General features: G+C 59.6%; 21 protein-coding genes. 12 read left to right on the top strand and 9 right to left on the bottom strand.

What is annotated here, in order from left to right; genetic code table 11:
• Nucleotides 1-281 precede the first annotated feature (281 nt).
• A complete protein-coding gene (locus AC1DVF_RS16845; RefSeq protein ID WP_003226804.1) occupies nucleotides 282-563 on the top strand; it encodes a GNAT family N-acetyltransferase in 282 nt (93 codons plus the stop codon).
• Nucleotides 564-623: 60 nt separating this feature from the next.
• On the opposite strand, the gene AC1DVF_RS16840 is transcribed toward AC1DVF_RS16845, so the two are convergent.
• Together AC1DVF_RS16840 and AC1DVF_RS16835 are read right to left on the bottom strand one after the other, a co-directional pair.
• Complete coding sequence (locus AC1DVF_RS16840; RefSeq protein ID WP_007908583.1) at nucleotides 624-1,700, bottom strand: 3-deoxy-7-phosphoheptulonate synthase; 1,077 nt, start codon at nucleotides 1,698-1,700, stop codon at nucleotides 624-626.
• Between the two features lie 143 nt (nucleotides 1,701-1,843).
• Nucleotides 1,844-2,287, bottom strand: a complete 444-nt coding sequence (locus tag AC1DVF_RS16835; RefSeq protein ID WP_099756854.1) for a PilZ domain-containing protein — start codon at nucleotides 2,285-2,287, stop codon at nucleotides 1,844-1,846.
• On the opposite strand from AC1DVF_RS16835, the gene AC1DVF_RS16830 reads away from it, so the two are divergent.
• From AC1DVF_RS16830 to cysB, 5 genes are all read left to right on the top strand, one after another.
• Complete coding sequence (locus tag AC1DVF_RS16830) at nucleotides 2,286-2,672, top strand: thioredoxin family protein (RefSeq protein ID WP_093435180.1); 387 nt, start codon at nucleotides 2,286-2,288, stop codon at nucleotides 2,670-2,672. The two genes, AC1DVF_RS16835 and AC1DVF_RS16830, sit on opposite strands and share 2 nt — an antisense overlap.
• On the top strand, nucleotides 2,669-3,625 hold the full coding sequence (locus AC1DVF_RS16825) for a putative 2-dehydropantoate 2-reductase (RefSeq protein WP_460129701.1): 957 nt from the start codon (nucleotides 2,669-2,671) through the stop codon (nucleotides 3,623-3,625). The genes AC1DVF_RS16830 and AC1DVF_RS16825 overlap by 4 nt, the downstream gene beginning before the upstream one ends.
• A gap of 30 nt (nucleotides 3,626-3,655) precedes the next feature.
• Nucleotides 3,656-4,561, top strand: coding sequence for a 5'-nucleotidase (locus tag AC1DVF_RS16820; RefSeq protein ID WP_093435175.1), 906 nt, complete (start codon nucleotides 3,656-3,658; stop codon nucleotides 4,559-4,561).
• A gap of 97 nt (nucleotides 4,562-4,658) precedes the next feature.
• A complete protein-coding gene (locus AC1DVF_RS16815; protein ID WP_016985500.1) occupies nucleotides 4,659-5,162 on the top strand; it encodes a universal stress protein in 504 nt (167 codons plus the stop codon).
• Between the two features lie 113 nt (nucleotides 5,163-5,275).
• Entirely contained in the window at nucleotides 5,276-6,250 is a 975-nt protein-coding gene (gene cysB / locus AC1DVF_RS16810; protein ID WP_003183769.1) for an HTH-type transcriptional regulator CysB, read from the top strand.
• Nucleotides 6,251-6,259: 9 nt separating this feature from the next.
• Here the strand turns inward: cysB and AC1DVF_RS16805 are convergent, their stop codons facing one another.
• Together AC1DVF_RS16805 and AC1DVF_RS16800 are read right to left on the bottom strand one after the other, a co-directional pair.
• The gene (locus AC1DVF_RS16805) at nucleotides 6,260-6,742 is read right to left on the bottom strand and encodes a GreA/GreB family elongation factor (RefSeq protein WP_034155245.1); all 483 of its coding nucleotides are present in this window, start codon (nucleotides 6,740-6,742) and stop codon (nucleotides 6,260-6,262) included.
• Between the two features lie 2 nt (nucleotides 6,743-6,744).
• Nucleotides 6,745-7,152 carry a hypothetical protein gene (locus AC1DVF_RS16800; protein ID WP_093435173.1) on the bottom strand — a complete coding sequence of 136 codons (408 nt, stop codon included), beginning with the start codon at nucleotides 7,150-7,152 and terminating at the stop codon, nucleotides 6,745-6,747.
• A 124-nt stretch (nucleotides 7,153-7,276) separates the two neighbouring features.
• On the opposite strand from AC1DVF_RS16800, the gene earP reads away from it, so the two are divergent.
• Both earP and AC1DVF_RS16790 read left to right on the top strand, forming a co-directional pair.
• Nucleotides 7,277-8,419 (top strand): elongation factor P maturation arginine rhamnosyltransferase EarP, encoded by a 1,143-nt coding sequence (earP, locus tag AC1DVF_RS16795; protein ID WP_477782814.1) that lies wholly within the window; start codon nucleotides 7,277-7,279, stop codon nucleotides 8,417-8,419.
• 48 nt (nucleotides 8,420-8,467) lie between these two features.
• Nucleotides 8,468-9,037: an elongation factor P gene (locus tag AC1DVF_RS16790; protein WP_007908599.1), complete on the top strand. Its 570-nt coding sequence runs from the start codon at nucleotides 8,468-8,470 to the stop codon at nucleotides 9,035-9,037.
• 190 nt (nucleotides 9,038-9,227) lie between these two features.
• On the opposite strand, the gene AC1DVF_RS16785 is transcribed toward AC1DVF_RS16790, so the two are convergent.
• The 3 genes from AC1DVF_RS16785 to AC1DVF_RS16775 form a co-directional block, all read right to left on the bottom strand.
• Nucleotides 9,228-9,647: an organic hydroperoxide resistance protein gene (locus AC1DVF_RS16785; protein WP_093435168.1), complete on the bottom strand. Its 420-nt coding sequence runs from the start codon at nucleotides 9,645-9,647 to the stop codon at nucleotides 9,228-9,230.
• 237 nt (nucleotides 9,648-9,884) lie between these two features.
• Nucleotides 9,885-10,340 (bottom strand): MarR family winged helix-turn-helix transcriptional regulator, encoded by a 456-nt coding sequence (locus AC1DVF_RS16780; protein WP_477782813.1) that lies wholly within the window; start codon nucleotides 10,338-10,340, stop codon nucleotides 9,885-9,887.
• Nucleotides 10,341-10,412: 72 nt separating this feature from the next.
• Nucleotides 10,413-11,369 carry a LysR family transcriptional regulator gene (locus AC1DVF_RS16775; protein ID WP_257355721.1) on the bottom strand — a complete coding sequence of 319 codons (957 nt, stop codon included), beginning with the start codon at nucleotides 11,367-11,369 and terminating at the stop codon, nucleotides 10,413-10,415.
• 109 nt (nucleotides 11,370-11,478) lie between these two features.
• On the opposite strand from AC1DVF_RS16775, the gene AC1DVF_RS16770 reads away from it, so the two are divergent.
• Nucleotides 11,479-12,228, top strand: coding sequence for a sulfite exporter TauE/SafE family protein (locus AC1DVF_RS16770; RefSeq protein ID WP_175553567.1), 750 nt, complete (start codon nucleotides 11,479-11,481; stop codon nucleotides 12,226-12,228).
• On the opposite strand, the gene AC1DVF_RS16765 is transcribed toward AC1DVF_RS16770, so the two are convergent.
• The gene (locus AC1DVF_RS16765) at nucleotides 12,218-13,072 is read right to left on the bottom strand and encodes a LysR substrate-binding domain-containing protein (protein ID WP_007908606.1); all 855 of its coding nucleotides are present in this window, start codon (nucleotides 13,070-13,072) and stop codon (nucleotides 12,218-12,220) included. The genes AC1DVF_RS16770 and AC1DVF_RS16765 overlap by 11 nt on opposite strands.
• Nucleotides 13,073-13,168: 96 nt before the next feature.
• On the opposite strand from AC1DVF_RS16765, the gene AC1DVF_RS16760 reads away from it, so the two are divergent.
• Together AC1DVF_RS16760 and AC1DVF_RS16755 are read left to right on the top strand one after the other, a co-directional pair.
• Nucleotides 13,169-13,390: a DUF1127 domain-containing protein gene (locus tag AC1DVF_RS16760; protein WP_093435156.1), complete on the top strand. Its 222-nt coding sequence runs from the start codon at nucleotides 13,169-13,171 to the stop codon at nucleotides 13,388-13,390.
• A gap of 80 nt (nucleotides 13,391-13,470) precedes the next feature.
• Nucleotides 13,471-14,691 carry a winged helix-turn-helix domain-containing protein gene (locus AC1DVF_RS16755; protein ID WP_477782812.1) on the top strand — a complete coding sequence of 407 codons (1,221 nt, stop codon included), beginning with the start codon at nucleotides 13,471-13,473 and terminating at the stop codon, nucleotides 14,689-14,691.
• 102 nt (nucleotides 14,692-14,793) lie between these two features.
• Here the strand turns inward: AC1DVF_RS16755 and AC1DVF_RS16750 are convergent, their stop codons facing one another.
• A complete protein-coding gene (locus AC1DVF_RS16750) occupies nucleotides 14,794-16,140 on the bottom strand; it encodes a class II 3-deoxy-7-phosphoheptulonate synthase (RefSeq protein ID WP_077573929.1) in 1,347 nt (448 codons plus the stop codon).
• Nucleotides 16,141-16,293: 153 nt separating this feature from the next.
• Between AC1DVF_RS16750 and AC1DVF_RS16745 the strand changes: the two genes are divergently transcribed.
• Nucleotides 16,294-17,049 (top strand): spermidine synthase, encoded by a 756-nt coding sequence (locus AC1DVF_RS16745; RefSeq protein WP_095125136.1) that lies wholly within the window; start codon nucleotides 16,294-16,296, stop codon nucleotides 17,047-17,049.
• Nucleotides 17,050-17,111 lie beyond the last annotated feature (62 nt).

Here is a 17,111-nt window from a genome sequence, read left to right as displayed (position 1 = left end):
CTTAAGTCTCAACATCCGGCAATGTTCAGGTGACCGGTTTGGCAAGATCTTCTTCCAGGCCCACCCTGCGTCCATCGGAGCAACCCCCGTCAACCCGCTTGATGACGAGCGTACCTTGAGCATTTTTGCCAATGGTGCCTACTATTTATCAGGTGCCAGGTTGCGCGAGATCGGTGTGGCTCTTCTCGGTGTCCATCAGGCACGGGGTGGCGTAGATGTTCCTTCGCCGGAAAAACATCGGTAAGGTAGGGGTCAGAATTCAAGACCCGCGAGGAGTAGTGATGAGCGAGGCGTTGTCCATCCACCATGACCAGGCTGGTCATCAGTTCGAGACCAATGTGGACGGTCATCGTGCCTACCTGACCTATATGGATCTGGGGAAACAGACCCTGGATATCTATCGCACGTTTGTGCCCAATGCCCTGCGTGGCCGTGGCATTGCCGCAGCGCTGACCGAAAGCGCGCTGCAGTACGCCGAAGAAATGGGCTACACGGTGATCCCGTCTTGCTCCTACGTCGAGCGCTACATGGAGCGTCATCAGCGCCGCGCCGCCAAGATCTGAATCGCACACACAAAAACGCCGGGCATTGCCCGGCGTTTTTTTATGCCTGTAAAACGCGTATCAGCTGCGCTGGCGTTTTGGCAGAACATCCTTGAGCTTGGCGTGCATGCTGCGCAGGGTGTTCTCGGTAGCGGACCAGTCGATGCAGGCATCGGTGATCGACACGCCGTATTGCAGGTCGGCGAGGTCTTTCGGAATCGCCTGGCAGCCCCAGTTCAGGTGACTTTCGACCATCAGGCCGATGATCGACTGGTTGCCTTCGAGGATCTGGTTGGCGACGTTCTCCATCACCAGCGGTTGCAGGGCCGGATCCTTGTTGGAGTTGGCGTGGCTGCAGTCGACCATGATGTTCGGCTTGATCTTCGCTTTGTTCAGCGCCTGCTCGCACAGGGCAACGCTGACCGAATCGTAGTTCGGCTTGCCGTTACCACCGCGCAGCACCACGTGACCGTAGGCATTGCCTTTGGTGGTGACGATCGACACGCCACCTTCCTGGTTGATGCCGAGGAAGCGGTGCGGGCTGGACACCGACTGCAAGGCGTTGATCGCCACAGTCAGACCGCCGTCGGTGCCGTTCTTGAAGCCGACTGCCGAGGACAGGCCGGACGCCATTTCCCGGTGGGTTTGCGATTCGGTGGTACGCGCGCCAATGGCCGACCAACTGATCAGGTCCTGCAGATACTGCGGGGAGATCGGGTCGAGGGCTTCGGTGGCGGTCGGCAGGCCTTTTTCGGCCAGATCCAGCAGCAACTGACGACCGATGTGCAGGCCGTCCTGAATCTTGAACGAGTCGTCCAGGTACGGATCGTTGATCAGGCCTTTCCAGCCCACGGTGGTCCGTGGTTTCTCGAAATACACGCGCATGACCAGGTATAGGGTGTCGGAGACTTCCGCAGCCAGCACCTTGAGGCGATCGGCGTATTCGTGGGCAGCCTTGATATCGTGGATCGAGCACGGGCCGATCACTACGAACAGACGGTGGTCGGTGCCATCAAGAATGTTGCGAATGACTTCGCGGCCCTTGGTGACGGTGCGCAGGGCAGCATCGCTCAGAGGAATATCACGCTTGAGCTGATCGGGAGTGATCAGGGTCTCGTTAGAGGCGACGTTTAGGTCGTTGATCGGTAAATCAGCCATCGTTTACTCGTCAGGTCACGGGTGCCGGCCGCCAGCGATCCCCGCGCGGCGGAGCACAGCAGATTTAAGCGCGTCGGGGAGCGGAACCTTAGCGCGTAAAGCGCCTGCTCGACAATGGGCATGTAACGGTTTAGAGAAGAGCGTCAGTCCAGCACTGGCTGGGCGAAAGCCTTGCGCACGCTGTCGTGGGAGAACTCGTCGGCGTGTTGCTCGACCCATTGCAGGGCCACCGCCTGAATTTCTTGCAGGTCATCGTGGGTGTCGTGCATGCGGCAGTAGCGCTCGATCTGACACACTTGCTCACCCATTCGCGCACTGAACAGCGTCTGCTCATCGGTAAACGCGATGCCCACCAGATAGCCTTTTTTGCGCCGCAGGCACCACGCCACGTAGCCCGGGTAACAAATGTCGGCATGCAGTGACGGCATGCGCACTTGCAGCGCCGTGCCATGGCGCCAGGCACGGTGGTAATTGCAAGCGATGCCGCCGAGGCTGATAGTGTGCAGCTGTTGCCTGGAAATACACTCAGGCTTGAGCAAGGTTAATTCAACCGGCACCTCGTCCGGATGAGGAATGAAACGTCCCATGAGCACAGACTCCCTGTGTCAGCCATTTGACATTGTTTCCCCCAGTATAGTGGTCGAATCCGAACTGACCGATTTCGACGCCGACCAACGGCTATTGGCGATGAGCGGCGTTTCGCTGGTGATTTTCACCAGCGTCGGCTGCGCCAGTTGCCGATATGCCCGCGAAGTGTTGCCGGCTATGGCGCTGGGGATTGATCGTCTGTGCTGGATCGATGCCGGCGACAACGGCGGGTTGGTCGAGCGCTATCAGGTCTTTCATTTACCGGCGTTGTTCGTGGTGCGCGACGGCGAGTTCTTTGGGGCATTGCACACGCGCCTGACGACCGATGCGTTGAACGCGGCGCTGGCGCAGGCACTGGGGCGAATTGCAGAGGAGTTGCCATGATGGGGGCAGTGAATAAACCGGTCGTAGGGATCATCGGCACCGGCGCAATTGGTGGTTTTTACGGTGTGATGCTGGCGCGCGCCGGTTTCGATGTGCACTTTTTGTTGCGCAGCGAGTTTTCGGCGGTGGCTGAGCGCGGTTTGCAAATCAACAGCGCGGTGCATGGCCCGCTGACGTTGCATCCGGCGCAGGCCTATTCGTCCGCCGAAGACATGCCCAAGTGCGACTGGCTGTTAGTGGGGGCGAAGACTACCAGCAACGCCGGCCTGGCTCCGTCGATCATTCAAGCGGCCAAACCGGATGCGAAAGTGCTGGTGCTGCAAAACGGTCTCGACGTCGAAGATGGCTTGCGTGAGCTGCTTCCCGATTCCCTGCACCTGTTGGGTGGCTTGTGCCTGATCTGCGTGCATCGCGAGGGGCCTGGACAAGTTACCCACCAAGCCTTGGGCGCGGTGAACGTCGGTTACCACAGTGGTCCGTTCAGCGCTGACGCTGCACGCATGGCGATCGTCGAGGAGGGGGCCGGGTTGTTCCGCGCCGCCGGAATCGATTCCCAGGCGATGGCCAATCTGCACCAGGCGCGCTGGCAGAAACTGGTGTGGAACATCCCCTACAATGGACTCTCGGTACTGCTCGGCGCCAGCACCACGCCGCTGATGGCGGACGCCGACAGCCGTATGCAGATCCAGGCGTTGATGGCCGAAGTGGTGCAGGGTGCCAAGGCCTGCGGCCAGGACATACCGCCGGGATACGCCGATTACCTGTTCATGATGACCGAGAAAATGCCCGACTACTGGCCGAGCATGTACCACGACTTTTTACATAAGCGACCGCTGGAGCTGGAGGCGATTTACGCTCGGCCACTGGCAGCGGCCAAAGCGGCGGGCTGTGAGCTGCCGCGCATCGAAGCGCTGTATCGTAATTTACGTTTTATCGACCGGCGCAACGTTTAGGTCGTTTTTTTGTGAGGGGCGGGGGAAAGCATGGCCAAGAACATCGATGACAAACTGGTGCTGGCGATTTCGTCGCGTGCCCTGTTCGACCTGAGCGAGAGCCACAAGGTCTACCTGTCGAGCGGTGTCGAAGCCTATCGGCAATACCAGATTGAGCATGAAGACGAAATCCTCGCACCTGGCGATGCTTTTCCGCTGGTGGAAAAACTCCTGAAACTCAACAGTCGCCTCGGCCGCGCGCGGGTCGAGGTGATTCTGGTCTCGCGCAACAGCGCCGACACCGGGCTGCGCGTGTTCAACTCGATTCACCATTACGGTCTGGCGATTTCCCGCGCGGCGTTTGTTGGCGGGCGCAGTCCGTATCCGTATCTGAAAGCCTTTGGTTGCGACCTGTTTCTTTCGACCCATGCCGAAGACGTACGCGCGGCGCTGGATGCCGGATTCGCAGCGGCGACGATTCTGTCCGGTGGTGCCAGTCGTGCGGCCAGTGACGAATTGCGCATCGCCTTCGACGGCGACGCAGTGATTTTTTCCGACGAGTCGGAACGCGTCTATCAGTCCGGCGGGCTCGAAGCGTTCCAGGCCAAGGAGCGTGAGTCGGCTCGCGAGCCGTTGCGCGGTGGGCCGTTCAAGGGCTTTCTGGCGGCGCTCAATCTGTTGCAGCGCGAGTTTCCCGATGACGATTGCCCGATCCGCACGGCGCTGGTCACTGCACGTTCGGCGCCGGCCCATGAGCGGGTGATCCGCACCTTGCGCGAGTGGGACATTCGTCTCGACGAGTCACTGTTTCTCGGTGGCCTGACCAAATCGGCGTTCCTTGAAGCCTTCGCCGCCGACGTGTTTTTCGACGATCAGGCCGGTCACTGCGAACTCGCCCGCGAAGTGGTCGCCACCGGTCACGTGCCTCACGGCATCAGCAATGAGCCGTCCATCTAAAGCCCTGTGCTTCAAGACGTTGCGTCGCCCGTCGTAGTCGCCAAGGCACTGCTAAGCTGAATCAAATCTCCGCCATGTTGGCACGCGAGGAGGTCATATGATTCGTTCGATGCTGTATGCCACTGACCTCGGTCTGTACGCACCGTTAGTGATGCAGCATGCCCTGGCGTTGGCGCGAACGTTCAATGCCGATCTGTACGTGGTGCACGCGGTGGAGCCGATGGGGCTGTTTGCCGAATCGGTGTTGCAGAGCTATCTCGACGAGCAGGCATTGAACGAATTCCACAGTCAGGGTCTGAAAACAGTCATCGCCAATATCGAGCAGCGGGTGCTGGACAGTTTTCGCGAAGAACTGGGGGATGAAGGCGAACAGGATCTGCAGCGCATTCGCGCCGTGCGCGTGCTGCAGGGCGATCCGTCGCAGGTGATTCTCGACCAGGTGCAGAAACTCTCCGTCGATCTGCTGATCGTAGGCAGTCATAGCCATGGGGTGGGCGCGGAAACGCCGTTGGGGCGCACGGCGGCGCGGGTCCTGCAATTGGCCAAGGTGCCGGTTTATCTGGTGCCGTTAGTGGAGCGGCGGCGGCGGGAGGATCGCTAAGGCAGGAATAATGGCGCTTTGATAAAAAAGTTCTAGATTTATTATTAAAACCATTAATATAGTTATATACCGTCGCTGATGCCCGTGGCGTCTACCTGCTTTGAGGGATTCATATGAAGCTTCAACAATTGCGCTACATCTGGGAAGTGGCGCACCACGACCTCAACGTTTCCGCTACAGCCCAAAGCCTTTACACCTCGCAACCGGGCATCAGTAAACAAATCCGCCTGCTGGAAGACGAACTCGGTGTCGAAGTGTTTGCCCGCAGCGGCAAACACCTGACCCGCGTGACCCCGGCCGGCGAGCGCATCATCACCACCGCCGGTGAGATTCTGCGCAAGGTCGAAAGCATCAAGCAGATCGCCCAGGAATTCTCCAACGAGAAGAAAGGCACCCTGTCGATCGCCACCACCCACACCCAGGCACGTTATGCACTGCCGCCGGTGATCAGCAATTTCATCAAGCAATACCCGGACGTGGCGCTGCACATGCACCAGGGTTCGCCGATGCAGATCGCCGAAATGGCCGCTGATGGCACTGTGGATTTTGCCATCGCCACCGAAGCGCTGGAGCTGTTCGGCGATCTGGTGATGATGCCGTGCTACCGCTGGAATCGTTGCGTGGTCGTACCGCAGGGCCATCCGTTGACCAAGTTGCCAAAGCTGACTCTGGAAGCGCTGGCCGAATACCCGATCGTGACTTACGTGTTCGGTTTCACCGGCCGTTCGAAACTCGACGAAGCCTTCAGCCATCGCGGCCTGACGCCGAAAGTGGTGTTCACCGCCGCCGACGCCGACGTGATCAAGACTTACGTGCGTCTGGGTCTGGGCGTGGGCATCGTCGCTAAAATGGCAGTCGACACCAAGCTCGACAACGATCTGGTGGTGCTGGATGCCAGTGAATTGTTCGAATCGAGCGTGACCAAGATCGGTTTCCGTCGCGGTACTTTCCTGCGCGGCTTCATGTGCGACTTCATCGAGAAGTTCGCCCCGCATCTGACTCGGGAAGTCATGGCCAAAGCCATTCAGTGCCACAACAAGCAGGAACTGGAAGAGCTGTTCGACGGCGTCGAGCTACCCGTTCACTGATCAGTTGCCTCAGAGTACCTCGGTGACAGCAAACTGTTGCCGAGTGCCCGCCACCAGAATCTCCACCTCATCACCTTCGCACTTGCCCAGCAGACCTTTGCCCAGCGGCGAGCGCGGAGTGATGACGGTAATCGGCTGACCGACCACATCGACTTTCAGGCCTGCTGCATCCGGCGCCAGAAACAGCCATTGCTCGCGACCCTTTTCGTCCTCCAGGCCGAGCAGGGCACCGACTTCGATACCACGGTTTTCATCGTAGGCCCGCAGCGTCAGGTTCTGGCACAACGCCAAAGACTGACGGATTTCCTCGACCCGTTTTGCTTGCCCGGCTGCCAGATACGACGCTTCCAGACCCAGCGTGTCGTACTTGTTTTCGGCGATGTTTTCTTCGTGCGTCGCGGTTTCGTAAGCGGTTTGCGCGGCGCGTTCGGCGATGTCGAGGTCGATGCGCAGTTTGTCGAGAATCAGTTGGTGGACGATGTGCTTGTTCATGATCAATCGCAGAATTGCAAAACGTTGGCGCGGCTTTTCTCGCTCGGGGCCGTCTGATCCTGTTGCAGCCAGAACTGGCATTTCGGATTGGACAGGTTACGCGTGCTGCCGCGTGCCTGATCCAGACGTGCCTGTTGTTCGTTCTTGCGCAGGTTTTCTTCGTACTGCTGGAACTGCGGGCTCGGCGGCGGAATGTCCGGTTGCACCTGCACGGCCGGTGGATTCGCCAGTTGCTGCACCGCTTGCGCAACCGGTGCCAATTGCTCCTTGAACAAAAAGTGCGACAGCAGCCAGCAGGTCAGCGCAATGGCGACAAAGCCCAGCCACATGCCCAAGGCAATGCTGCCGGTCAAATGCAGCGCGCTAAGCTGAACAGGCAACGGGCGACGCGGATTGGGGCGATAGGGCATGGCTGCCTCCTGGCGGATGATTGCGGGCAAGTGGCGATTGTCGCACGAAGATTAATCGCCGTCGGCTCTTCTGCGCGAGGTGATTTATGCGGACAATCGCAGCTTTTGCCAACGGGAGTCTTGAATGCCGCAATTGAAACCCCGCTGGGATATTTTCTGCACGGTGGTCGACAACTTTGGCGACATCGGCGTGACCTGGCGTCTGGCTCGGCAATTGGTGGCTGAGCATGGTTTGGCGGTGCGCTTGTGGGTCGATGATCTGCGCGCCTTCGAACGCATTTGCCCGGCGATTGATATCAACGCCGCACAGCAATCGCAACAAGGCGTCGAAGTGCGGTACTGGCCGGCTGACTGGGTGCACACAGAGGCGGCGGATGTGGTGATTGCAGCGTTCGCTTGTCAGTTGCCCACTGACTACATGGACGCGATGGCTGCGCGCGAGCAGCCGCCACTGTGGATGAACCTCGACTATCTCAGCGCCGAAGACTGGGTGATTGGTTGTCACGGCTTGCCGTCGGTCAAATACAAATCGGTGCAGAAGTTCTTTTTCTTTCCCGGATTCCAGCCAGGCACTGGCGGGCTGTTGCGTGAGCGCGGCTTGCTCGAGCAGCGTCGGCAGTTTCAACAGGATGCCGAAGCTCAACGGCAATTCCTGCAAGGTCTTGGGATCGATCCTGCGTCTGACGCCCAGCTGATTTCGTTGTTTGCCTACGAGAATGCCGGGCTGGCCAGTTGGCTGGACGTTTTGGCGGCGGACGCTGCGCCGACTCACCTGTTGGTGCCGGAGGGGCGGATTCTTGGCGACGTGGCGCGCTGGCTCGGGGTGGAAGCCCTGACGGTGGGCGAGATCAATGTGCGTCAGTCGTTGACCGTGCAGGTGTTGCCGTTCGTCCGTCAGGATCAATACGACCACTTGCTCTGGTGCTGTGATTTCAACGCGGTGCGTGGTGAGGACTCGTTCGTACGGGCGCAGTGGGCGGGGCGGCCGATGCTCTGGCACATCTATCAGCAGGACGAAGACATCCATCTGGACAAGCTTGATGCCTTCCTCGCGCTTTACACAAAAGGCCTGTCACCGGCCGCTGCCGAGGCGATGAACGGTCTGTGGCGAGCCTGGAGCGCCGGTCAGCCCATCGGTGAACACTGGCTCGAAGTCCGCAATCATTGGCCAGAACTGCAAGAAAATGCCGAAGCGTGGTGTCTGGAACAAGGCTTGCAGGCCGATCTTGCCGCAGCGCTGGTACAGTTTTACCTAAATTGGATATGATACGCGGCCTAGATTTTTGTAAATCCCATCCAAATTCGGATATTCGCAATGAAAACTGGTAAAGAACTGAAACCCGGTACCGTGATCCGTCTCGAGAACGATCCTTGGCTGGTTCAGAAAGCTGAATTCACCAAGTCGGGCCGTAACAGCGCGATCATGAAGACCAAGCTGAAAAACCTGCTGACCGGTTACAAGACCGAGATCGTTTACAGCGCTGACGACAAACTGGACGACGTAATCCTCGACCGCAAAGAAGCGACCCTGTCCTTCATCAGCGGCGACACCTACACGTTCATGGACACCACTGACTACACCATGTACGAGCTGAACGCTGAAGACATCGAAGCTGTTCTGCCTTTCGTTGAAGAAGGCATGACCGATGTTTGCGAAGCGATCTTCTTCGAAGAGCGTCTGGTTTCCGTAGAGCTGCCGACCACCATCGTGCGCGTAGTTGACTACACCGAAGGTTCGGCTCGTGGCGACACTTCCGGCAAAGTCATGAAGCCAGCCAAGCTGGCCAACGGTACTGAGCTGCAAGTTGCTGACTTCATCGAAATCGGTGACAAGATCGAAATCGACACCCGCGAAGGCGGTTCCTACAAAGGCCGTGCCAAATAAGCACTGCTTTTTACGGAAAGAAAAAGCCCGGCCATTGAGCCGGGCTTTTTTGTGCCTGCGATTTCTCATTAACCACCGACTCCTGTGGGAGCGAGGCTGCTCGCGAATGCGGGACGTCATTCAATGAAATGTTGACTGACAGGGCGCCTTCGCGAGCAGGCTCGCTCCCACAGGGGGGGTGTGTCCGGTTTCAGACGGTGGTGTGCAGACGTACATCGACGTTGCCACGGGTGGCGTTGGAGTACGGGCAAACCTGGTGAGCGGCGTCGACCAGCGCTTGCGCATCGGCTTGTTCCAGGCCTGGCAGGCTGATGTGCAGGTCGATGTCCAGACCGAAACCGCCAGGGATCTGGCCGATACCGACGTGGGCGGTGATCGAGGCGTCGTCAGGGATTTTGCGTTTGGTCTGGCTGGCGACGAATTTCAGTGCGCCGATGAAGCAGGCCGAGTAGCCGGCAGCGAACAGTTGCTCAGGGTTGGTTGCCGCGCCGCCGGCACCGCCGAGTTCTTTCGGAGTGGCGAGCTTGACGTCGAGGATGTTGTCGCTGGAGACCGCACGACCGTCACGGCCGCCAGTGGAGGTTGCGATTGCAGTGTAGAGAGTTTGCATGGTGTGAGCCTCGTTGAGTGTGATTTTGTGCGCTAATTATTTGCGCGCTAAGTAAGTGCCAGATGAATGTATCGCGCGAATATTTAGTGTGCAAGATAAATTTCGAAAAATGTCCCGCTGGACTGATCTGGCTGACTCGTCCATCGGCTGGAAAGATTCGACTTAGAGGGGATGGCGAGACAATGGGAGCGCTGAAAAATAATTTTCAGTCGATGAAATCAAATGTAGGAGTGAGCCTTAAATAAGGCTTTCCTGCAAATGACTGCGCAGCGCCTGCAACTCCGCTTGCAGCTTCTGCAGCCGTTCCAGAGTGAAACCGCTGGCGCCGAGGATGCATTGCGGAACGGTCTGGGCTTTTTCTTTCAGCGCTCGGCCTTGCTCGGTCAGCTCGACAATCACTACCCGCTCATCCTCACGACTGCGCGTGCGGCTGAGCAACCCTTCGCCCTCCAGGCGTTTGAGCAGTGGCGTCAGCGAACCAGGATCGGTCAGTAGTCGAGTGCTGATTTCTCCGACCGTCAATCCATCCTCCTCCCACAACACCATCATCGCCAGGTACTGCGGATAGGTCAGGTTCAAGGCTTGCAGCAGCGGCTTGTAGACCTTGGTCATCATCAGCGAAGTGGAATGCAGGGCGAAGCAGGCCTGGTTATCCAGCAGCAGGTCGTCGCAGGTGTCGCGTTGGGAAGTCATGTCAAAGCCTTGTTCGGTGATGGTCATGAATCTAGCGCTCGAATCTTTAATGCGCCAGATAATTCTCCGGATCTAATGGCGGCCGAGATCCCGTTGCAGCGCCAGATCCCACGGCGGCACTGGACTGAAACGAGTTTTGAGGTATTCAAGCAACAAGCGGCTGCGCGAGTTGGTTTGCTGTTCCATGCGCAGTGCGTAGATGCCGGTGGATTCCGGGGCCGGCAGACCGTTCTCGCAGAACAGCGGGACCAGTTCACCGCGCAGCAGGTATTCGCTCGCCAGCCAGGTCGGCAAATGCGCAATCCCTAATCCCGCCAAAGCCCCACACACCAGCGCTTCGGCATTGTTGGCGCTCATGCGGATGCGCGCCGGGCGGTGCAAGTGCATCTGGCCTTCCTGCTCGAACCGCCAGGCGAAGGGCGGGGCGAGGCCTTCCCAGTCCAGACCGTCATGCTCGCCAAGTTGCGCCGGACTGCCGGGCACACCCCGGCGTTTGAGATAGTCAGGACTGGCACAGGCTATGCGCACCATGCTCGCCAAAGGCGTCGCCACCAATCGCGTGTCAGCCATTTGCCCGGCACGCAGCACCAGGTCAACCTTGCCCAGGTTCGAGCCGCCCATGTCGACGAAACTGTCGATCAAGTGCAACTGCACATCCAGCCCCGGGTAGAGGACGAGAAAGTCGGCGATCACCGGTGCCAGATGCCGTCGCCCGAACGCGGCGGGGGCGTCGATGCGAATCAAGCCTTCCGGCGCGCTGCTCAAGGACACGGCTTCGGCCCGCGCCAGTTGCAACTCGGCGACAATGCGCCGGGCACGTTCGGCAAACGCCAGACCGGCGGGTGTGGCTCTGACGGCGTGGGTGCTGCGTATAAATAACTGGCTGCCGACGGCGCTTTCCAGGCTGTCGATCCGTCGCGCAACGGCCGAAGGTGTCAGCGGATGACGGCGCGAGGCGGCGGAAAAGCTGCCACTCTCGAGCACATCGAGAAACAGCCCTAATTGTTCAGTCAGTTGGTTGGGGTTCATGAGAATTCACGCTTGTGCGAAATCGGCATAGCCATTGTGCGTTGCTGTGCGTTTCCCCGCCAGCCACGACTGCGTAGGATGAATCGCCTGACGTAAGAGGAATTGAGCTGTGATGGAGTTTTTGTTGTACCTGCTGTTCGGCGCCGCCCTTGGCACACTTGGCGGCATTTTCGGCATCGGCGGCGGCTTGATCGCCATTCCGTTGCTCGGCGTGTGGTTTGGTCTCGATCAGCAGATTGCCCAAGGCACGGCGCTGGTCATGGTGGTGCCGAACGTGATGCTGGCGCTGTGGCGCTATCACCAGCGCAATCGCATCGAACTGCGGCATGCGTTGCCCTTGGCGGTGATGGGTTTTTGCTTTGCGTGGATCGGTTCGATCTGGGCGGTGGGTATCGATGCGCAAACCATGCGCATCGGTTTTGTCGCTTTCCTGGTGGTGCTCTCGGCGTACAACCTGCTGAAGATGTTCGGCAAGCAACCCGCTGCGACTTCCGAGATGCGCTATTCCTGGCCTTGGCTCGGCGTTCTCGGTGCGGCGTCCGGAACCATGGGCGGCTTGTTCGGTGTCGGCGGTGCCGTGGTGGCAACGCCGGTGCTGACCAGCCTCTTCGGCACCACGCAAGTGGTCGCTCAGGGCTTGTCGCTGGCGCTGGCGTTGCCAAGCACCGGCGTGACCCTGGTGACCTACGCGGTACATCACGAAGTGGACTGGATGATCGGCCTGCCGCTGGCCATCGGCGGTCTGGCGAGCATCAGTTGGGGGGTGAAAGTTGCCCACGCCATGCCGGAAAAGCTTCTGCGCGGGCTGTTCTGCGGTTTCCTGGTGCTGTGTGCGGTGATGCTCGCGTTTAAAGTTTAAAACCTTCGACGATATGCTCGGCCAGGCACTCGGTGATCGGCGACGGATTGTTCAGGTTGCGGATCAGCATGATGCTGGCCTCGGGCAACAGCGGCAGATCTTCGGCGGCGCCGAGAATGCGCATGTCCGGGGTGATCAGGCTTTCCAGTTGCGCGGTGATCGCCAGACCCGCGCTCACCACTGCCATCAACGCCGAGAGGCTGGTGCTGTTATATGCGATGCGGTATTCGCGGCCCATCGCATCCAGTGCGTTACACGCCCACAAGCGGCAGAAACAATCACTGTTGAACATCGCCAGAGGTAGTGGCGTTTGTTCGTGGGCGCTGAAATTCTGCGCCTCGGCCCAGACAAAACGCTCCTTGCGCAGCAACTGACCGATTTCGTTGCCCGGTTCACGGGTGACGATCGACAAATCCAGGTCAGTCCGCTGCAACAGTTGTTTGGTCGATTCGCAATGCACTTCGATCTGGATCAGTGGATAGAACTGCGCAAACCGCGACAGGATCCCCGGCAGAAAACGCATCACGTAGTCATCCGGCGTGCCGATGCGCACGGTGCCGACCATGTGCGGCTCGCGCAAGGTGTTGAACACTTCGCTGTGCAGCTTGAGGATGCGCCGCGCGTATCCGAGCAGCACCTGGCCTTCAGCGGTCAGGCGCACCTGGCGTCCGTCGCGCTCAAACAACTGCCGCTGCAACACGTCTTCTTCCAGACGCTTCATCTGCATGCTCACCGCCGACTGCGTGCGGTTGACCATTTCGCCGGCGCGGGTGAAACCGCCCTGATCGGCAATCGCGACAAAGGTGCGCAGGACATCGGTATCGATACTGGGGTAGGCCGACAATTGATGAATCTCCGTGATGCATGCCATCAGAAACATTCGTTGGATTGATCTTAGCGCCGGCGCGAGACTTGAGCCATCCACAAAGGAGGCAACACGATGAAAGGTCAAAGAGAGTATGTAGACGACGCAAAATTTTCCGGCCACGGCCATCTCGTTTCCGACCTGCTGCACAAGTTTAGCCGCTGGTACGAATTGCACCGTGAACGCGAGCTGCTTGCCAGTCTGAGCGACGAAGCGTTGAAAGACATCGGCGTCAGTCGTGCCGACGTTGAACACGAGTCCGTGCGGCCGTTCTGGGATGATCCGATGCATAAATGACCCGCTGCATAAATGATGAGCAGAACGCTACACAAACCCTCTTCCAGTGAGGTAGGTTGCGAGCAGACAAGGAGATGCTCATGCCCGCGACTCTGGCCTTTTCCCTCAAACAGGCGCGACGACTGGCGCTGGCTGCCCAAGGGTTCAACGGGCGCCAGCCGCCGACCGTCAAGGCGCCACACGTCAACCGGCTGATCGAAAGGCTGGGTTTGCTGCAAATCGACTCCGTCAACGCCGTGGTGCGCTCGCACTACCTGCCGCTGTTTTCCCGTCTCGGTTCCTATTCTTCCGATTTGCTCGACCAGGCTGCCTGGAGTTCGGGGCGACGTCGCACGTTGTTCGAATACTGGGGGCATGAAGCGTCGTTGCTGCCGCTGTCGATGTATCCGCTGATGGCGTGGCGCATGCAGCGCGCCAGGCGCGGCGAGGATATTTATCAGCAACTGGCGAAATTCGGTCGCGAGCAGCAGGACGTGGTTCGCCGGGTGTTGAGTTCGGTTGAACAGCAGGGCGCGTTGGGCGCCGGCAGCCTTTCAACCCGTGCAGACAAGGCCGGGCCGTGGTGGGACTGGAGCGCGGAAAAGCATGCGCTGGAGTGGCTGTTCGCGGCGGGTGAAGTGACGGTGGCGGGGCGGCGTGGTTTTGAGCGTTTGTATGATTTGCCGGAGCGGGTGATCCCTTCATCGATCCTGCAACAGGCGTTGCCTGATGAAGCCGAAGCGCAACGTGGGCTGCTGTTGCACGCGGCACAGGCCCTGGGTGTCGGTACTGAAAAAGACCTGCGTGATTACTTTCGCCTGAATCCGGCGGATGCGCGGCCACGTCTCGCGGAACTGGTCGAGGCCGGGCAATTGCAGATGTGCGAGGTTGCCGGTTGGCGGCAAATCGCCTATTGCCTGCCGGAGCCGAGCGTCCCGCGCAAGGTCGTGGCCAGTGCGCTGCTGTCGCCCTTTGATTCGTTGATCTGGGAGCGTAGCCGGACTGAGCGCTTGTTCGATTTTCGCTATCGACTGGAGATTTATACGCCACAGGACAAGCGAGTCTACGGCTATTACGTGTTGCCCTTCTTGCACAACGAGAGGATCGCCGCACGGGTCGATTTGCGCGCCGAACGGGCGGCGGGGCAGTTGGCAGTGCATGCGCTGCACGAGGAAGCGCCGGGGCTGGATGAGCAGGGGATGCTGGCGCTGGCTGTGAATCTGCGGCAGATGGCGGATTGGTTGGGGCTGGCGCGGGTGCAGTTGAATTGTCAGCGCGAGAGTGCGGCGCGGTTGCGGGTGGCAATGGCGCAGGTCGGCTGACTGAGTTGGCCCCTTCGCGAGCAAGCTCGCTCCCACAGGGGATATGCGAACGACACAAATCCAGTGTGGGAGCGAGCTTGCTCGCGAAGGAGGCGACGCGGTCTAGCGGCGAACCTGCTTCAGGGTTTCAGCAATCAAAAACGCCAACTCCAGCGACTGATCAGCATTCATCCGTGGATCACAGTGCGTGTGATAGCGATCCGACAAGCCATCTTCAGTAATCGGCCGCGCACCACCGATGCACTCGGTGACATTCTGCCCGGTCATCTCGATGTGAATGCCGCCGGCATAACTGCCTTCCGCCTCGTGCACCTGGAAGAACTGTTTAACCTCGCCAAGGATCTGCGCAAAGTCGCGGGTCTTGTAGCCGCTGCTGGCCTTGATGGTGTTGCCGTGCATCGGGTCGGAACTCCACAGCACTTGCTTGCCTTCGCGCTGCACCGCGCGGATCAGCGCCGGCAGGTGATCGCCCACCTTGTTCGCGCCCATCCGCGCAATCAGGTTGAGGCGCCCCGGATCGTTGTCCGGGTTGAGCACGTCGATCAGGCGGATCAGGTCATCGGGATCCATGCTTGGGCCAACTTTGACGCCGATCGGGTTGTTCACCCCGCGCAGGAATTCGACGTGCGCGCCGTCGAGCTGACGAGTACGGTCACCGATCCACAGCATGTGCGCCGAGCAATCGTAGTAATCGTTGGTCAGGCTGTCGCGGCGCACGAAGGCTTCTTCGTAGTTCAGCAGCAGTGCTTCGTGGGCGGTGAAGAAGCTGGTTTCGCGCAGTTGCGGCGAGCTGTCCATGCCGCAGGCGCGCATGAACGCCAGGGTTTCATCGATGCGGTCGGCGAGGTGACTGTATTTTTCAGCCAGCGCCGAGTTGGCGATGAAATCGAGGTTCCACTTGTGCACTTGGTGCAGGTCGGCAAAACCGCCCTGGGCAAACGCGCGCAGCAGGTTCAGGGTCGCGGTGGACTGGTGATAGGACTGCAGCAGGCGCTCTGGATCCGGCACGCGGCTCTTTTCGTCGAAGCCGATGCCGTTGACGATGTCGCCCCGGTAAGCCGGCAGCGTCACGCCGTCGATGGTCTCGTCGTTGGCCGAGCGCGGTTTGGCAAACTGACCGGCCATGCGCCCGACCTTGACCACCGGGCAGCCAGCGGCGAAGGTCATGACGATCGCCATTTGCAGTAACACTTTGAACGTGTCGCGAATCTTCGCAGCGGAGAATTCGGCAAAACTTTCCGCGCAATCACCGCCCTGCAGCAGGAATGCCCGGCCCTGGGTGACTTCGGCAAACTGGCGGCGCAGTTCGCGCGCTTCGCCGGCAAACACCAGTGGCGGATAGCTGGCCAGCGTCTGCTCGACCTGGCGCAGATGCGCCGCGTCAGGATATTGGGGTTGTTGCTGGATCGGCAGGGCGCGCCAGCTATCAGGACTCCACGGTTGGCTCATCACGGTCTCTAATTGGTTCTACGCACGGGAAGCCCATGGTAGCAGCAATTAGTACGTGACCTGCTCCCGCCCCATCGCCGACAATCGCCGCTTTGCCACGGCGCCACAGCGGTGCCATCGCGTCACCGCGCCCGGTGACCATCAGGAGACGAAATGACTGAGGAGCGCGTCGAGCATCTGCTCGCCGAAGTACAGGATGAGTTCGGCGTGATTCGCGTGCTGGAAGTGGCCGATTACCGCTTTCTCGAGTTCGGCGATGCGATCGAGCAGAGCTGCGTGTTCACCGCCGACCCGAGCTGGCTCGAATACGATTACACCCGCGCGATGCTGATCGGCGCGTTGTGCCACGAGCAGCCGGAGAGCGCGCTGTTTCTCGGGCTCGGCGCCGGTACATTGACCCAGGCCTGCCTCAAGTTTCTGCCGCTGGAAGATGTCGAAGCCATTGAACTGCGTCCGGATGTGCCGCGCCTGGCCATCGAATACCTTGGCCTGGACGATGATCCGCGGCTGTACATCCGTGTTGGCGATGCGCTGGAGTTACTGCCGACGGCTGAGCCGGCGGACCTGATTTTTGTCGACCTGTATACCGATGTCGGTCCGGGCGTCGGGCATCTGGCCTGGAGTTTTCTCGGCGACTGCCAGAAGCGTCTGAATCCGGGTGGTTGGCTGGTGATCAACCAGTGGGCCACCGATGACGGCAAGCCGTTGGGTGCGGCGTTGTTGCGCGGGCTGTATCACCGGCATTACTGGGAATTGCCGGTGAAGGAGGGCAACGTGATTCTGATTGTGCCGGCGGACCTCGATCAGGAGCTGGACATGCAGGCACTGACGGCCCGGGCTGAAGCGCTGGCGCCGCGGTTGGGGTATTCGTTGCAGTCGTTGATCAACAGTATTCGCCCGGCGACCTGAGTCGTCAGTGATGGCCTCTTCGCGAGCAGGCTCGCTCCCACATTGGAATGCATTTTCCCTGT

It is taken from the genome of Pseudomonas sp. P4_D7 (assembly GCF_056401755.1).
This window is presented reverse-complemented; position numbering and strand designations above follow the sequence as displayed.

Excerpts from the sequence above, each read along its gene's own strand:
- AC1DVF_RS16805 (WP_034155245.1), bottom strand. The coding sequence starts at position 6,742 with ATGAACAAGCACATCGTCCACCAACTGATTCTCGACAAACTGCGCATC.
- AC1DVF_RS16825 (WP_460129701.1), top strand. The coding sequence starts at position 2,669 with ATGATGGGGGCAGTGAATAAACCGGTCGTAGGGATCATCGGCACCGGC.
- AC1DVF_RS16775 (WP_257355721.1), bottom strand. The coding sequence starts at position 11,369 with ATGAACCCCAACCAACTGACTGAACAATTAGGGCTGTTTCTCGATGTG.
- AC1DVF_RS16785 (WP_093435168.1), bottom strand. The coding sequence starts at position 9,647 with ATGCAAACTCTCTACACTGCAATCGCAACCTCCACTGGCGGCCGTGAC.
- AC1DVF_RS16820 (WP_093435175.1), top strand. The coding sequence starts at position 3,656 with ATGGCCAAGAACATCGATGACAAACTGGTGCTGGCGATTTCGTCGCGT.
- AC1DVF_RS16755 (WP_477782812.1), top strand. The coding sequence starts at position 13,471 with ATGCCCGCGACTCTGGCCTTTTCCCTCAAACAGGCGCGACGACTGGCG.
- AC1DVF_RS16840 (WP_007908583.1), bottom strand. The coding sequence starts at position 1,700 with ATGGCTGATTTACCGATCAACGACCTAAACGTCGCCTCTAACGAGACC.
- AC1DVF_RS16750 (WP_077573929.1), bottom strand. The coding sequence starts at position 16,140 with ATGAGCCAACCGTGGAGTCCTGATAGCTGGCGCGCCCTGCCGATCCAG.
- cysB (WP_003183769.1), top strand. The coding sequence starts at position 5,276 with ATGAAGCTTCAACAATTGCGCTACATCTGGGAAGTGGCGCACCACGAC.
- AC1DVF_RS16815 (WP_016985500.1), top strand. The coding sequence starts at position 4,659 with ATGATTCGTTCGATGCTGTATGCCACTGACCTCGGTCTGTACGCACCG.
- AC1DVF_RS16835 (WP_099756854.1), bottom strand. The coding sequence starts at position 2,287 with ATGGGACGTTTCATTCCTCATCCGGACGAGGTGCCGGTTGAATTAACC.
- AC1DVF_RS16780 (WP_477782813.1), bottom strand. The coding sequence starts at position 10,340 with ATGACTTCCCAACGCGACACCTGCGACGACCTGCTGCTGGATAACCAG.
- AC1DVF_RS16745 (WP_095125136.1), top strand. The coding sequence starts at position 16,294 with ATGACTGAGGAGCGCGTCGAGCATCTGCTCGCCGAAGTACAGGATGAG.
- AC1DVF_RS16760 (WP_093435156.1), top strand. The coding sequence starts at position 13,169 with ATGAAAGGTCAAAGAGAGTATGTAGACGACGCAAAATTTTCCGGCCAC.
- earP (WP_477782814.1), top strand. The coding sequence starts at position 7,277 with ATGCCGCAATTGAAACCCCGCTGGGATATTTTCTGCACGGTGGTCGAC.
- AC1DVF_RS16830 (WP_093435180.1), top strand. The coding sequence starts at position 2,286 with ATGAGCACAGACTCCCTGTGTCAGCCATTTGACATTGTTTCCCCCAGT.
- AC1DVF_RS16845 (WP_003226804.1), top strand. The coding sequence starts at position 282 with ATGAGCGAGGCGTTGTCCATCCACCATGACCAGGCTGGTCATCAGTTC.
- AC1DVF_RS16800 (WP_093435173.1), bottom strand. The coding sequence starts at position 7,152 with ATGCCCTATCGCCCCAATCCGCGTCGCCCGTTGCCTGTTCAGCTTAGC.
- AC1DVF_RS16790 (WP_007908599.1), top strand. The coding sequence starts at position 8,468 with ATGAAAACTGGTAAAGAACTGAAACCCGGTACCGTGATCCGTCTCGAG.